Origin of the sequence: Gilliamella sp. CG16 (genome assembly GCF_046635785.1) — a bacterium.
Classification (GTDB): Bacteria; Pseudomonadota; Gammaproteobacteria; order Enterobacterales; family Orbaceae; genus Gilliamella; species Gilliamella apicola_I.
In genome coordinates this window covers 252,303-266,725 of record NZ_JBIDFL010000003.1, presented here as the reverse complement: position 1 = coordinate 266,725, position 14,423 = coordinate 252,303, and the positions used below count along the sequence as shown (strand labels likewise).

Below are 14,423 nucleotides of genomic sequence, written 5' to 3'. Positions count from 1 at the left end.
AATGAAAAAGAAATTTAAATTATCTTTTGCTATCTTGATGCTGTCAATTTGCACATCAGCATCTGCTGATATGCCTTTTCCTATTCCAGCTATTCCCCAATTAAATGCTGAATCTTATATTTTAATGGATGCCAAATCAGGCGAAATTTTAGCGGAATATAACGCTGAACAACAACGTGATCCAGCCAGTCTTACCAAAATGATGACCAGCTATGTAGTTGGTCAAGCTTTACACTCAGGTCGAATTAAAAATGATGATATGGTTGTAGTCAGTAAAGATGCATGGGCAACGGGTAACCCTGTATTAAAAGGATCATCATTAATGTTTTTGGAAGTGGGTAAAACCGTTTCTGTTTCGGATCTTAACAAAGGTATCATCATTCAATCAGGTAACGACGCTTGTATTGCAATGGCTGAACATATCGCAGGTAGCCAAGGTGCTTTTGTAAATTTAATGAATGACTATGCCAAAAAAATAGGTTTGGAACATACTCATTTTGAAACCGTACATGGACTTGATGCGCCTGGACAATATACCACAGCCAAAGATATGGTGTTATTAGGTCGCGCATTGATTCGTGATTTACCTGATGAATATGCGATTTATAAAGAAAAAGAATTTACTTATAATCTCTCTAAACCGCAATTAAATCGTAATGGTTTACTATGGGATACTACATTAAATGTAGACGGAATCAAAACAGGTCATACCCAAGCAGCCGGTTACAACTTAGTTGCCTCTGCTGTCGAGGGTAATACACGTTTAATATCGGCAGTATTAGGCGGACGAACCTATAAAGGTCGTGAAGAAGAAAGCAAAAAATTATTAGTTTGGGGCTTTCGATTCTTCGAAACGGCTAACCCTATAAAAGCGAATATGCCTTTATTTACTGAATCCATTTGGTATGGAGATGAAAATAAAATCCAACTAGGTTCAATAGATGGTGCTTATGTTACTGTACCAAAAGGTCGTTCAGCTGATCTACAAATAAAATATGTCGTTGATAATTATATTTATGCACCGATAATGAAAGGAAGAACGGTAGGTAAAATACAATTTTTATTAGATGGCAAAGTGATTAATGAACAACCATTAGTGGCACTGCAAAATGTTGCAGAAACTGGGTTCTTTGGCAGTATGTGGGATTGGATAGAATTACAGTTTGTAAAAATTTTTAATTAATAGGTTCCTTTTTTAGTTTTGCAAGCTTTGCTTGCAAAACGCCCTATTTATAGCCTTTCATTAATGATTTGATGAAAAATATCTACCGTTCTGGTTTCCACCTTACTCCTCAATATTTAAAAATTAAAAGCCGTCAATTCACTTTTTTAAATGCGTTTAATATCACTATATGCATTATCAATAGCAATAAAAAATTAACCTTATTAACAAAATATTTTCAATTTATTTAACAAAAGCTTGCTTAGCTTAACGAATAATCTTATCATTGTAAACTAATTAAGATTATCAAAATCGATAACATAAATAAAAGTTAATTAGGGATAGTATGGATATTAAGGAGTAGTTGTGGTTCGTTGTTTAGTGCTATCAGATAACCGATTACCTATTTACGGTCATTTCTGTCATTTTTATGATGATTTGTATCTCAATTTACAATCATTATCACATCAATTTCTTGATTCTTTTCTGATTATCGATGCCCCCCATTATTCCAACTTAAGTAACCAAAATCATCATTACCTAAATAACGTTGGAAAGCTGACTAACCAGTCCGACACATCAGCAAAGGAGTAACCCATGGCGAACAAAATAACAACCCTTATCAATCAAGTCGGTGAAAGTTTACTGAATGAATTAACGGGCGAGGTAAGCCACAACCGCTACACCTTAACGGTTGATAATCTGATTTCGCCGGTTTCTGTTTTACACGTACAAGGTGATGAACAGCTCAACCAGCCATGGCATTACACCATTGACTTTACCAGCCCGGATAAAGGCTTATCGCCCGATGATATACTCAATCAAAAAGCGTCATTTTCGTTTAATCCTGCGGTTAAAAATGTGCTGGCAACAGCGATTCGTTCCTTAAGTGACCTGCCTGTCGAGAGTGACTTACGCAAAATATATGGCGTTATTACCCGTTTTAGTTTGTTATCGGTCAGTAAAGAGCAGGCACATTATCAGATAGTGTTATCGCCTCGTTTAGCCAGATTAGCTTTAAATCGCAATAATGCGATATACCAAAACCAAAGTGTGATTAGTGTGGTAGAAGAAGTGCTACGCAGTCATGGTTTTACCGGCATCGATTACCGTCTTGAATTAAACAGCAGCTATCCTGAACGTGAGTTTATCACCCAATGGCAGGAAAGTGACTTAAGCTTTATTCAGCGTCTGCTGGCGGATATTGGTGTCTGGTTTCGATTTGAAACGCATGCTGAGCACAATTGCGATGTAATGGTGATAAGCGATTACGAACAAGGTTATGAGCAGGTCAGCGATATTGATTACCGGTTACCCAGCGGGATGCTGGATGGCGGCGCAGAAAGTATCTGGGATATTCGGTTACGCAGTCGGGTGGTGGAATCATCGGTTAAAGTGCAGGATTACAATTACAGGGATGCGAAAGCGAATTTACACGGTGATGTGAACAGCCAGCCAAAAGACAGCACCACCTATGGCACGGATTACCGTTATGGCGAGCACTACAAAGGGCTGAGAAGTAACGGACAGGCAGATAAGCTAAAAGGTGAGGCAGATAACGATAACGAAGACTCAACCGACCCGAATACTATCACAGAAAGCGGACAATGGTATGCCCGAATACGGCATGAACAGGCAATCAGTGAAAAAATCGTGATTAGTGGCAAAAGCAACCGCTATCACCTGACACCGGGGCAACGTATACAGATTAAAGGCAGTCCGTTAGTTGATATTGCTGACGGGGTGATAATATTAAGTGTGGAAGGGCAAGGCAACCGCACGGATGCTTACGAGCTACATTTTACCGCTATCCCGTATCAGGTATTCAAACCATACCGCCCTAAACCGATAGCCTGGCCGCAAATCGGGGGAACCTTACCGGCACGGGTGACCAGTCCGGACAATGACACCTACGGCTATATTGATACCCAGGGTCGGTATCGGGTGAAATTTAACTATGACCTGAAAGCGTGGAAAGCAGGCAATGAAAGTTTATGGGTAAGACTGGCAAAACCGTATGCCGGAGGCTCTTATGGCTTTCATTTTCCGCTAATTGACGGCACGGAAGTCGCCATGGCATTTATGGACGGCAATCCTGACCGCCCGTATATTGCCCATGCTCTGCATGACAGTGCTCACCCTGACCATGTCACCACAATAAACAAACACCGTAATGTGATTCGTACCCCCACCAATAACAAATTGCGCATGGATGACAAACGGGGACAAGAGCATATCAAGCTGGCGACTGAATACGGCAAAACGCAACTTAATCTGGGTCACTTAGTCAACCAAAAAAAAGAATTACGGGGTGAAGGGTTTGAACTGCGCACTGATGAATGGGGGGCGATAGCGGCTGAAAAAGGCTTATACCTGACCAGCCAGACCGAGCCAAAAGCGCAGGGTAAACAGCTGGATATGCAGGGCGCAATTAGCCAGATAGAAAACGCCTTATCGATTGCCAAATCACTACAAAATGCCGCCAGTCAAGCCGAAGCCCACGGCGCTGACACCGACAGCCAAGACCAGCTCAAGGCAAACTTAACCGAACTGGCGCAAAGTGGCATATTAGCTTATGCGCAAGAAGGCATTGCGTTAACCAGTCCTGAAAACATCCAGTTATCAACCGGTAACAGCGTAAGTGTCACCGCTGAAAACCAGACTGACATCACGGCATTAAAAAACATCACACTGGCATCGGGTGATGCGATAGGGTTATTTGCTCATAAATCGGGGATGAAGGTCTTTGCCAACCAAGGGGATATTGACATACAAGCCCAAAATGCCAACCTCAATATGGCGGCTAAACAAGATATCAAAATCGACAGTGTGGACGGCGAACTGACCATTACAGCAAGCGAAGCGCTGACATTAATGTGTGGTGGCTCTTATATCAAAATCAGCAGTGAAGGCATAGAGCTTGGCACGCCGGATAATGTGTACATGAAATGTAATGTGATGCAGAAAATGGGGGTAGCGACCATCAATGTATCGTCCCCTTCTCTGCCTAGCCCATTATCAGCCACGACAAACCGTATTTGTTTACGCTGTTTAATTCAAGCTGCTGAGAATGGTGAAATGTTTGTAGTTAGTGGGAGTTAATTAGTTATGTTAAACAACCATATTGTAAATCAAATAATATTAGAACGCCAAAAACAGTCACGATATAAATTAAACCTTTATGCTTTAATCGATGGTCTTGAATATGAGCGTTTATTTCGAAATGAAATCGTTGAAAGTGAAGGAGTGGCTCCGTTATTCATTCAACCCAATAATCAAGATTTTGCTTTTGCAGGACCTTGGATTTTGAATGTCTCGCAATTGAGTGATGATTTAAAAAGCCAAATCATTAAACTTGAACAAACGTATCCCTCTGTGTCATGGATAATGTCATCGTTATCTTTTAACTATTTATTAAATCATTTAGAAAGAAAATTGCATTTAACATTGGAAGATAATCGTTATGCGTTACTTCGTTATTACGATCCACGAGTATTAAATAAACTCCCTAGCGTACTAACACCAGAACAATTTAAACTATTTACGTTACAAATTAATGAGTGGATTTTTTATCTTAACAATCATTATTACTCATTGATGACAGGACGATTATCATGAAATTTAGTACAGAACAAATCAATAAAATTTTAGAGCAAGAAAAAGATGAATATCTTTGGGATCTCATACATAAATTTAAAAATGATAAACGTTTGAAATTACCTGATGAACAAATTGAAGATCTGTTTAAACGGTTAAAAGAAACATATGGCTATCTTATGGAATTAGGGTTTGATAAAAAGGTGCTCATAGAAACATTTTTATGTGCCGAAACAACAACGCCTGGTTTTAGAGATAATCCAAAATTCAAAGCTTGGATAGAAAAGCCGAACGGAATTCCTGAAAATCAATTTGAAGATTTATTAAGAATAGCCAGTAAAATTCAATCATGGCAATAAGGAGAAAATATGGTAGTACCTATTGTGTTTGGTATTGCGTTAGAAGAGTTGGCTTTATATATTATAGCTACTGGTGCAGCGATTATTTATGCAGATCAAACAATGAATAAAGATTCTGGTACTAGGACTAGTTCAAAGCCAACTTGGCCTAATAGTTCTGAAACGGATTCTTCAAAAAGCAGTGAAACAACACAAAGCGATTTATTTAACTACAGTGCTGACGCTTCAATAGACGAAATTATTGAACGAGAGCTGCATTCGCAATCAATTGGCCTTGAACAAGAGTACAGTCGAATTAGCTATGATGAAAAAGCACGGCTACGAGCAGAAACCTTAGCACTTATAACGACATTAGTAACCTCGCAAAATTGTGATTGCCCACCCGATACCTATAAGCGGGTTAAGTTAAAACCAATACGTCGAGGTATGAGCTTACTGTCACTCGATTATCAATCAGCGATTTGTGATGTTGAGTGGTACATTGAGGAAGGTAATAAAAAATCAAATTTAATTCCTGAGTGGGTCTATTTTCAGGGACCGGGTGATCCGCCAGTGGATTTTGATGGATGGCTTCCGCGGTTTTGTCTATTTTTAGAGGTTAAAGCGCGTTATGATTTTTTATTTCAAAAAGGGTTAGGAAAGCCTGTGTTAAATAATTGGGCTCTAGGTTATTACAATTCTTTAGTTAGTCAAGCTAAAAGGCAAAATAAGGTATGCGATTTTAATCCTCCTGCAAAATGTTGTTGGGTGTGGATGACACCAAAAGCGTATCTTTACTTTGAAAACATAAAACGTAATTTTCCACATTTGTTGTCTATTTTTGTTCCATTATCTTTCTATTAGGAAGCCATTATGAAAAAAGAATTAGCTGTTGAGATGTATTTTAAACCTGAAGCCTATTTACCACTCTCTGTGTGTATTGCGCAAATTGAACAGATATTAAAAATCCAGCATAACTATCTTCATAAAAGTGAAAATTGGTACTTATGTGGCGCCTCTAAGAAAAAATCATCCATTTATCAGATATTTGATGAAAATGGTATAACCGAAGTTGGTTTGAAAAAGCTGACTCTTGGGTATAAAAAAGAACATAATAGTTTTGATTTGGCTGTTTGGGATAAAGATACTGAAGAGGCAGCTCTAAGTTATTTTTTATATGAGAAAACTTTTGAGAAAAGATTTTTCCTTAAAATTTATTTAAGTTTTACAATAGATATAACGATTACTAAATCTCAAACAGTCACTGCGTTTATTTTAGCCTTAGTTCAGAAATTTAATAGTGCCTATATTATGGTTAATGGAAATTATTTACCCCAAAAAGCTGTTTTTCCCGACAGACTATCTGCAGGCTGGATGATATACCTACCCAAGACTCAATTAACGCACGAAATGGTGCCCGAGTCGTCGGATGTGGTAAGTGTCAAAAATGAGGATGGACTGGTAACCGGAACGCTGGTGGTAACGATGCCTCATTTTTTTGATGAAGAAAATGCAGATGATATTAAAGCGGTAAATCGAGTTGATATTCGGCTACGTGAGTTAGATCTATTGCCATTGTATACAGACATGTAAACTATTTATTCTGAGTTAGAGGGAAGAAAAATCAAATTTAATTCCTGAGTGGGTTTATTTTCAGGGGCCGGGTGATCCGCCAGTGGATTTTGATGGATGGCCATTTCCAAAATCACTGGTGATATTAAAGTTTTTATTAAAGAAAGAATGTCTCCTGCTTTCGGGTATGTGCCAGCCAATTATTTTGAAAAAGTTTATACAATTCAAGTCGTACAGGCAGAAGAACAATATTTCATCGATTATGATAGTAAATGTGATTAACATAACCAAGATTAAACAGTGTGATTTGCCGGTACGGGTCGAATTGAGCCACTTTAAAATAAAAAAACAATTCAAAAAAAATCATTTTTTAATAAAAATAGCGTAATAAAAAATGTGGATTATGCATTATTAAATTATGAAATGAAATTGATGGTATCTAAAAATTATATTTAAGGCGTTAATCGATAACTTAATCCTCATTTATTATGACTGTAAATCTTTTTTTGCCAATAAAAATCACATCGATATAAATAAAACTAGCAATATTTATCTAAATATGGTATAAAACGCGCGCTACTTTTCACATTCATTTTTCAAAAAAATCGTTGTGAAAGTCAGCACAAATTTTAAACTTTAATTAACGTTATAACACACACATATCATTACTCTTTTCCGGGGTGCCTTTTGTTTTATGCAATAAGGTCGGTTAAAGCGGATATGTGGAGGCATAACCCCAACGTCAAAATGAGGAAATCATGACTACAGTATCAATGCGCGATATGTTACAAGCAGGTGTACACTTTGGACACCAAACCCGTTATTGGAACCCAAAAATGAAACCATTTATTTTTGGTGCGCGTAACAAAGTTCACATTATCAACCTTGAAAAAACAGTACCAATGTTTAACGAAGCGTTAGCTGAATTAAACAAAGTGGCTGCACGTAAAGGTAAAATTTTATTTGTTGGTACAAAACGAGCAGCAAGCGAAGCGATTAAACAAGCCGCTGAAAGCTGTGGACAATACTATGTTAATCACCGTTGGTTAGGTGGTATGTTGACTAACTGGAAAACAGTACGTCAATCAATCAAACGTCTTAAAGATTTAGAAACACAAGCTAGTGATGGTACATTTGACAAATTAACCAAAAAAGAAGCACTAATGCGTGCTCGTGAAATGGCTAAATTAGAAAATAGCTTGGGTGGAATTAAAAATATGGGTGGCTTACCCGATGTGATTTTTGTTATTGGCGCAGACCATGAACATATCGCTATCAAAGAAGCTAACAATTTAGGTATTCCAGTCGTTGCTGTTGTTGATACCAACTCAGATCCAGATGGTATTGATTACATCGTTCCAGGTAATGATGACGCAATTCGTGCAATTCAATTATATGCAAATGCAGTTGCGGAAGCCGTTCGTGCTGGTCGTGAACAAAATCAATCTCCAGTATCTGAAGAAAGCTTTGTTGAAGAAGCTCCAGCAGCAGAGTAATAAACTCAAATATTTTCAGGGTCGATAATATAAATAATCGACCCATTCTAATGAAAATCATCACAATGGTTAAATAGAGGATTTAAAAATGGCTGAAGTTACCGCTTCTATGGTAAAAGAACTGCGTGAAAGAACTGGCGCAGGTATGATGGAATGTAAAAAAGCATTAGTTGAAGCAAATGGTGATATCGAAGTTGCTATCGACAATATGCGTAAATCAGGTCAAGCAAAAGCGGCTAAAAAAGCAGGTCGTGTAGCGGCTGAAGGTGTAATTATTTCTAAGATTTCTGCGGATAAAAAATCGGGTGTAATTTTAGAAATCAACTGCGAAACAGACTTTGTTGCTAAAGATGCAGGTTTCTTAGAGTTTAGCGAAAAAGTTGCTACTGCAGCATTGAACGATAGCATTACTGATCTTGCTGCGTTACAAGCAAAATTTGAAGAAGAACGTACAGCACTAGTTGCAAAAATCGGTGAAAACATCGGTATTCGTCGTATTCAACAAATTTCAGGTGATGTAGTTGGTAGTTACCAACATGGTGCACGTATCGGTGTATTAGTTGCTGCAAACAGTGGTTGTGATGAAGAATTAGTTAAACATATTGCAATGCACATTGCTGCAAGCAAACCAGAATATGTTAGCCCAAGCGATGTTCCAGCTGATGTTGTTGAACATGAGCGCAATATTCAAATCGAAATTGCAATGCAATCAGGTAAACCACGTGAAATCGCTGAAAAAATGGTTGAAGGCCGTATGCGTAAATTTACTGGTGAAGTTTCACTTACTGGTCAACCATTTGTTATGGATCCAAGTAAGACTGTTGGTGATTTACTGGCTGAGAAAAAAGCGACTGTTGCTTCTTTCATCCGTTTTGAAGTGGGTGAAGGCATTGAAAAAGTGGAAGTTGATTTTGCAGCCGAAGTTGCTGCGATGTCGAAACAATCTTAATTGTTTCGTAAAAAACCGCCGTCAAGGCGGTTTTGTTTATCTACAAATTTTTTTAAATTATTGCTAGCTAGCCATTTTTAGCTTGTCAGGTAATTAAATAACGAAATAGTGAGACTTCATATGGTAACCCCTTTCTATAAACGTATTCTTCTTAAACTCAGTGGTGAAGCACTACAAGGCGATGAAGGTTTTGGTATTGATCCCACCGTTCTTGACCGCATGGCGCAAGAAATTAAAGAACTTATTGAAATGAATGTTCAAGTTGCTGTTGTTATTGGGGGCGGTAATCTATTTCGTGGAGCTGGTCTTGCAAAAGCCGGTATGAATCGTGTTGTTGGCGATCATATGGGGATGCTAGCAACAGTAATGAATGGTCTTGCAATGCGTGATGCGTTGCATCGAATTGAGGTTAATGCGCGTTTAATGTCAGCTATTCCACTTAATGGAGTATGTGACGATTACCGCTGGACAGAAGCAATTAGCTTGCTTCGTCATGGTAAAGTGGTTATTCTTTCAGCAGGAACAGGTAATCCTTTTTTTACAACTGACTCAGCAGCGTGTTTACGTGGTATCGAAATTGAAGCAGATGTGGTGTTAAAAGCAACAAAAGTTGATGGTGTTTATTCGGCTGATCCTGTTAAAGATCCAAATGCAACACTTTATAAAACATTAAATTATGAAAAAGTGCTTGATGATGAATTAAAAGTAATGGATTTAGCTGCGTTTACGTTAGCACGTGATCATAACCTGCCGATTTGTGTCTTTAACATGAATAAACCAGGTGCATTACGTCGAGTGATTTTAGGTGAACCCGAAGGGACATTAATTAATAATCAGGCAACAGTAAGCTGTTAGTCTTATTTATTCAATATAAGGTTTTTATTATGCTAAATGAGATTCAAAAAGAAGCGCAAGTGCGCATGGAAAAAAGTATAGATGCGTTTCAAACTCATATTTCTAAGATTAGAACAGGACGGGCATCGCCAAACTTATTAGACGGTATTATGGTTGAATACTATGGTAGCCCAACGCCGCTTCGTCAATTAGCAAATGTGGTGGCTGAAGATGCAAGAACATTGGCTATCACCGTATTTGATAAATCATTAACACCAATGATTGAAAAAGCAATTTTATCTTCTGATTTAGGGCTCAATCCAGCGTCGGCAGGTACGGTTATTCGAGTACCATTGCCACCACTAACAGAAGAACGTCGTCGTGATTTAACGAAAATTGTTCGTAACGAAGCAGAACAAGGTCGTGTGTCAATTCGTAATATTCGTCGTGATGCGAATGATCAAGTCAAAGCATTATTAAAAGATAAGCAAATATCAGAAGATGATGAACGTAAATCACAAGATTTTATTCAAAAAGCAACTGACGCAGCCATTAAAAAATTAGATGCTGTGCTTGTTGATAAAGAAAAAGAGTTAATGGAATTTTAATTCTTTGTTTAAAAAGCTTAGTTGATTTAACTAGGCTTTTTTCATTTTATTTATATCATTAGCTTTTAAAGTTTTGATTTGCATTTAGTGAATAATGCTTAAATATTCTAAATCAATGGGTAATGTTAGAGTGCGCATTACTTACCCAGTTTCTTACCTATCCTATCAACTTATTAAAAATTAGTGTTACTACGCCTGTTAAATTTTTTAGGCAATAAAATTGCATTCATTGTATTAGACGGCAATCGGGCAGTATCCAGATTTGTATTATGAGCAATTTGTTAATTATTTTTCTGGTCAGTTTGAAAACAAAGTAATTAATGCTGATGAACTTTACTTTAAGATTATTAACCTGTTGGAAACTACTGAAGTATTAACCGCTGTATTTTAATTGCTAACAAAATATTGGAATGCATTTGAAAAAGACCTGTCAATATTGATATGGAGAAATCACGATTCATTAAAGCTGGGTCTTTATTAAATAATTTTTCTGTTAAATTGTCTGTAGTTAGCACAGAGTTTTGTTTTTAATTATCATAATTTAAGTATATAATGTTAGGATAATAACATCTATAGTCATATAATGTTATTATCCTAACATTACTAACAATATTTACTAGATATCATTAACAATAATTAAAGGACATTTTATGGGTTATGCAAAGTATATTGATCATACTTTACTCGCAATGAATGCGACTGAAGATCAAATACGTAAATTATGCGAAGAAGCTAAGCAGTACTATTTTTATTCTGTATGTGTTAATTCAGGTTATGTTCCTTTAGTCGCTAGCTTATTAAAAGGTAGTGATGTAAAGGTTTGTTCGGTTGTGGGTTTTCCGCTTGGTGCGATGTTAACATCGGCTAAAGCATTTGAAACCGAAATGGCTGTCAAATCAGGTGCTGAAGAAATCGATATGGTTATCAATGTCGGTTGGCTAAAAAGCAATGATTGGGAAGCAGTGAAAAAGGATATTGAAGCTGTTTTTAAAGCATGCGGTGCAGTTCCGTTAAAAGTCATTTTAGAAACTTGCTTGTTAACTAAAGAAGAAATTGTGAAAGTTTGTGCTATTTGCAAGGAAATTGGTGTTGCTTTTGTAAAAACATCGACTGGTTTTAGTGTATCTGGTGCGACGGTTGAAGATGTAAAATTGATGCGTGAAACAGTCGGTGATAAAATGGGTGTTAAAGCATCAGGTGGCATTAGAGATCGTCAAACGGCTGAAAAAATGGTTTATGCTGGTGCAAATCGATTAGGCGCTAGCGCGGGTATTGCGATTGTATCAGGCGATAAAACTTCCTCTAGCGGTTATTAATTCATCCTTCATAAGCTACTGATACAGTAGCTTATGGCTATAGATGGAATAGCAATGGAAACACAACCCAAAAAAAGAGTCAATGCACTTATTGAACATTTAAAAATAATCGATAAAATTCATTTAAAACAAGCAGCACAAATGCTTGGTGTTTCTGAAATGACAATTCGTCGTGATCTTAATAATCACTCCTCATGTTTGGCTGTTTTAGGCGGTTATGTGGTTAATCAGGCACGTCATACCATATCGCAATATTTTGTGTCTGATCAGCAAGATAAGCAAGTAATTGAAAAACGTTATATTGGTAAGTTGGTTAGTCAATTTGTTGATGAAAACGATACAATTTTTTTTGATTGTGGTACGACTATGCAATTTATCATTGATGAAATTAGTGATGATATTTCTTTCACTGCCATCTGCTACTCGCTCAATTCCTTTCTGGCATTACAAAAAAAGCCAAAGTGTAAAATCATTTTATGTGGTGGGCATTATCAACTTAATAATGCAATTTTCACCAGTATTTGTTCAGATAATCAGCTCGATGTTGTTTGCCCAAATAAAGCCTTTATTTCGGCAGCGGGTATCGATCTAACTCAAGGTACCACTTGTTACCATTTTGATGAGTTAAATATGAAACATAAAGCCATGAAAAAATCTAATCAAAATATATTAATTGTTGATCACACTAAGTTTAACCAAGTTAAGCCAGCTTTTATTTGTAACCTTGATGAATTTAATTTGGTAATGACAGACAAAGTACCTGATTTAGAATATGTTTCATATTTTAAAGAAAATAACATTGGTTTAATTTATTAATTATGAAAAACATCGCAATTTTAGGTTCAACAGGATCAATAGGCTGTAGCACTTTGGCGGTCATTCGGCAAAATCCAACATTATTTAACGCTTATGTGCTAGTGGGTGGCAGTAATGTAAAAAAAATGACTGAACAATGCCAAGAATTTAAACCCCATTATGTGGCAATGGCAAGTGAACAAGCTGCACAACAGCTTAAAGCAAATCTTGTTGATCTAAAATTGGATATTGAAGTATTAAGTGGTGAACAAGCTATTTGTGATTTAGCACAGTTGCCCGAAGTTCACCAAGTCATGGCTGCCATTGTGGGCGCAGCAGGATTAAAACCGACGCTTGCTGCAATTGAAAAAGGAAAACGTATTTTACTGGCTAACAAAGAGTCTTTGGTTACTTGTGGACATCTGTTTATGCAAGCCGTAAAGCGATATGGCGCTGAACTGTTACCGGTTGATAGTGAACATAATGCGATTTTTCAAAGTCTGCCTACCGCCGTTCAGCATGATCTCGGGTTTGCTAATTTGGTTGATCATGGTGTGACCAAAATCGTGTTAACCGGCTCTGGGGGGCCTTTTCGAGATTGGGCAGTCAATCAATTATCTTCGGTGTCACCTGCACAAGCGATTGCTCATCCTAATTGGTCAATGGGAAAAAAGATTTCCGTTGATTCCGCTACGATGATGAATAAAGGTTTAGAATATATTGAAGCACGTTGGTTATTTAATGCTAGTGCTGAGCAAATGGAAATCATTGTCCATCCACAATCAATTATTCATTCAATGGTTCGTTATCAAGATGGCAGTGTTATTGCTCAATTAGGTGTGCCTGATATGCGGACACCGATCGCTTATTCTATGTCTTATCCATTACGTATCACATCTGGTGTGCCTGATTTAGATTTTACTCAAATGTCATCACTGACGTTTAATATACCTGATTTTAATCGTTATCCTTGCTTAAAATTAGCCATTGAGGCTTCTTGTCGAGGGCAAGCTGCAACCACGACCCTTAATGCGGCCAACGAAGTGGCGGTTGAAGCATTTTTGCAAAATAAAATTGGTTTTATGGATATTGCCAAACACGTATCGGCAACATTAGATAAACTTGTTTTACCTGAACCAACCACTATTGAGGACGTTGTGGCTATCGATACATGGGCTAGAGCACATTCAGTTAAGGTGAATTAAAGCGTTTTATACTCTCGACAGGGTGCGCCCATGGCGACCACATTTGAAGGGATATTACGATCAACAATGCTTCCGGCTGCGATAACGGTATTATCACCGATAGTTACATTTGGCAGTATAATTACATTACCGCCAATCCAAACGTTGTGACCAATAGTAATTGGTTTTGCAAACTCAAGACCACGGCATCGTGTTTGGCTATCCAGTGGATGCCCTGAAGTGTAAAAGCCACAATTAGGTGCAACAAGCACATTATCACCAAATGTAATTTTAGCCGCATCAAGCATGATGCAATTAAAATTGGCGAAAAAGTTTTCACCAATTTCAATATTATAACCGTAATCACATTGGAATCCCGGCATTATCGTAAACTGCTCTCCTGTTTTTCCCAGTAGCGTTTGAAACAGCTGATATCGCTGTTTTTCGGCAAGGGGGGATAATTGATTGAGTTGAAAGCAGAGATCTTGAGCGTAAAGCCGATCGTTAGCCAGTAAATGGATACTAGGATCATACAATAACCCAGCTAACATTTTTTCTTTTTCAGTCATTGC

Annotated in this window: 16 protein-coding genes; 15 read left to right on the top strand and 1 reads right to left on the bottom strand. The window is 37.5% G+C overall.

What is annotated here, in order from left to right; genetic code table 11:
- Position 1 precedes the first annotated feature (1 nt).
- The 15 genes from ACGH47_RS05415 to ispC all read left to right on the top strand — a co-directional run bounded on the left by ACGH47_RS05415 (position 2) and on the right by ispC (position 13,872).
- Positions 2–1,183, top strand: coding sequence for a serine hydrolase (locus ACGH47_RS05415; protein WP_411622908.1), 1,182 nt, complete (start codon positions 2–4; stop codon positions 1,181–1,183).
- A gap of 345 nt (positions 1,184–1,528) precedes the next feature.
- On the top strand, positions 1,529–1,756 hold the full coding sequence (locus tag ACGH47_RS05410) for a hypothetical protein (protein ID WP_411622907.1): 228 nt from the start codon (positions 1,529–1,531) through the stop codon (positions 1,754–1,756).
- 3 nt (positions 1,757–1,759) lie between these two features.
- Positions 1,760–4,264 carry a type VI secretion system Vgr family protein gene (locus ACGH47_RS05405; RefSeq protein WP_411622906.1) on the top strand — a complete coding sequence of 835 codons (2,505 nt, stop codon included), beginning with the start codon at positions 1,760–1,762 and terminating at the stop codon, positions 4,262–4,264.
- Positions 4,265–4,270: 6 nt separating this feature from the next.
- On the top strand, positions 4,271–4,780 hold the full coding sequence (locus ACGH47_RS05400; RefSeq protein ID WP_411622905.1) for a DUF4123 domain-containing protein: 510 nt from the start codon (positions 4,271–4,273) through the stop codon (positions 4,778–4,780).
- Positions 4,777–5,118 carry a hypothetical protein gene (locus ACGH47_RS05395; protein ID WP_411622904.1) on the top strand — a complete coding sequence of 114 codons (342 nt, stop codon included), beginning with the start codon at positions 4,777–4,779 and terminating at the stop codon, positions 5,116–5,118. Before ACGH47_RS05400 ends, ACGH47_RS05395 begins: the two co-directional genes overlap by 4 nt.
- A 9-nt stretch (positions 5,119–5,127) precedes the next feature.
- A complete protein-coding gene (locus tag ACGH47_RS05390) occupies positions 5,128–5,961 on the top strand; it encodes a Tox-REase-5 domain-containing protein (RefSeq protein ID WP_411622903.1) in 834 nt (277 codons plus the stop codon).
- Between the two features lie 9 nt (positions 5,962–5,970).
- The gene (locus tag ACGH47_RS05385; protein ID WP_267341164.1) at positions 5,971–6,690 is read left to right on the top strand and encodes an Imm52 family immunity protein; all 720 of its coding nucleotides are present in this window, start codon (positions 5,971–5,973) and stop codon (positions 6,688–6,690) included.
- Between the two features lie 96 nt (positions 6,691–6,786).
- Complete coding sequence (locus tag ACGH47_RS05380) at positions 6,787–6,951, top strand: hypothetical protein (RefSeq protein WP_411622902.1); 165 nt, start codon at positions 6,787–6,789, stop codon at positions 6,949–6,951.
- Positions 6,952–7,427: 476 nt separating this feature from the next.
- Positions 7,428–8,165, top strand: coding sequence for a 30S ribosomal protein S2 (rpsB, locus tag ACGH47_RS05375; protein WP_065558472.1), 738 nt, complete (start codon positions 7,428–7,430; stop codon positions 8,163–8,165).
- Positions 8,166–8,253: 88 nt separating this feature from the next.
- The gene (gene tsf / locus ACGH47_RS05370; RefSeq protein WP_220216239.1) at positions 8,254–9,114 is read left to right on the top strand and encodes a translation elongation factor Ts; all 861 of its coding nucleotides are present in this window, start codon (positions 8,254–8,256) and stop codon (positions 9,112–9,114) included.
- Between the two features lie 120 nt (positions 9,115–9,234).
- Positions 9,235–9,969: a UMP kinase gene (gene pyrH / locus ACGH47_RS05365; RefSeq protein WP_065633747.1), complete on the top strand. Its 735-nt coding sequence runs from the start codon at positions 9,235–9,237 to the stop codon at positions 9,967–9,969.
- A 29-nt stretch (positions 9,970–9,998) separates the two neighbouring features.
- Positions 9,999–10,556, top strand: a complete 558-nt coding sequence (gene frr, locus ACGH47_RS05360; protein WP_065558475.1) for a ribosome recycling factor — start codon at positions 9,999–10,001, stop codon at positions 10,554–10,556.
- A 650-nt stretch (positions 10,557–11,206) separates the two neighbouring features.
- On the top strand, positions 11,207–11,872 hold the full coding sequence (gene deoC, locus ACGH47_RS05355) for a deoxyribose-phosphate aldolase (protein ID WP_411622901.1): 666 nt from the start codon (positions 11,207–11,209) through the stop codon (positions 11,870–11,872).
- A 54-nt stretch (positions 11,873–11,926) separates the two neighbouring features.
- Positions 11,927–12,688 carry a DNA-binding transcriptional repressor DeoR gene (deoR, locus tag ACGH47_RS05350; protein WP_267359017.1) on the top strand — a complete coding sequence of 254 codons (762 nt, stop codon included), beginning with the start codon at positions 11,927–11,929 and terminating at the stop codon, positions 12,686–12,688.
- Between the two features lie 2 nt (positions 12,689–12,690).
- Positions 12,691–13,872 (top strand): 1-deoxy-D-xylulose-5-phosphate reductoisomerase, encoded by a 1,182-nt coding sequence (ispC, locus tag ACGH47_RS05345; RefSeq protein ID WP_411622900.1) that lies wholly within the window; start codon positions 12,691–12,693, stop codon positions 13,870–13,872.
- On the opposite strand, the gene ACGH47_RS05340 is transcribed toward ispC, so the two are convergent.
- Positions 13,869–14,420, bottom strand: coding sequence for a sugar O-acetyltransferase (locus ACGH47_RS05340; protein WP_411622899.1), 552 nt, complete (start codon positions 14,418–14,420; stop codon positions 13,869–13,871). The two genes, ispC and ACGH47_RS05340, sit on opposite strands and share 4 nt — an antisense overlap.
- Positions 14,421–14,423 lie beyond the last annotated feature (3 nt).

Excerpts from the sequence above, each read along its gene's own strand:
- ACGH47_RS05415 (WP_411622908.1), top strand. The coding sequence starts at position 2 with ATGAAAAAGAAATTTAAATTATCTTTTGCTATCTTGATGCTGTCAATT.
- ACGH47_RS05405 (WP_411622906.1), top strand. The coding sequence starts at position 1,760 with ATGGCGAACAAAATAACAACCCTTATCAATCAAGTCGGTGAAAGTTTA.
- ACGH47_RS05400 (WP_411622905.1), top strand. The coding sequence starts at position 4,271 with ATGTTAAACAACCATATTGTAAATCAAATAATATTAGAACGCCAAAAA.
- ACGH47_RS05395 (WP_411622904.1), top strand. The coding sequence starts at position 4,777 with ATGAAATTTAGTACAGAACAAATCAATAAAATTTTAGAGCAAGAAAAA.
- ACGH47_RS05390 (WP_411622903.1), top strand. The coding sequence starts at position 5,128 with ATGGTAGTACCTATTGTGTTTGGTATTGCGTTAGAAGAGTTGGCTTTA.
- ACGH47_RS05385 (WP_267341164.1), top strand. The coding sequence starts at position 5,971 with ATGAAAAAAGAATTAGCTGTTGAGATGTATTTTAAACCTGAAGCCTAT.
- ACGH47_RS05380 (WP_411622902.1), top strand. The coding sequence starts at position 6,787 with ATGGCCATTTCCAAAATCACTGGTGATATTAAAGTTTTTATTAAAGAA.
- rpsB (WP_065558472.1), top strand. The coding sequence starts at position 7,428 with ATGACTACAGTATCAATGCGCGATATGTTACAAGCAGGTGTACACTTT.
- tsf (WP_220216239.1), top strand. The coding sequence starts at position 8,254 with ATGGCTGAAGTTACCGCTTCTATGGTAAAAGAACTGCGTGAAAGAACT.
- pyrH (WP_065633747.1), top strand. The coding sequence starts at position 9,235 with ATGGTAACCCCTTTCTATAAACGTATTCTTCTTAAACTCAGTGGTGAA.
- frr (WP_065558475.1), top strand. The coding sequence starts at position 9,999 with ATGCTAAATGAGATTCAAAAAGAAGCGCAAGTGCGCATGGAAAAAAGT.
- deoC (WP_411622901.1), top strand. The coding sequence starts at position 11,207 with ATGGGTTATGCAAAGTATATTGATCATACTTTACTCGCAATGAATGCG.
- deoR (WP_267359017.1), top strand. The coding sequence starts at position 11,927 with ATGGAAACACAACCCAAAAAAAGAGTCAATGCACTTATTGAACATTTA.
- ispC (WP_411622900.1), top strand. The coding sequence starts at position 12,691 with ATGAAAAACATCGCAATTTTAGGTTCAACAGGATCAATAGGCTGTAGC.
- ACGH47_RS05340 (WP_411622899.1), bottom strand. The coding sequence starts at position 14,420 with ATGACTGAAAAAGAAAAAATGTTAGCTGGGTTATTGTATGATCCTAGT.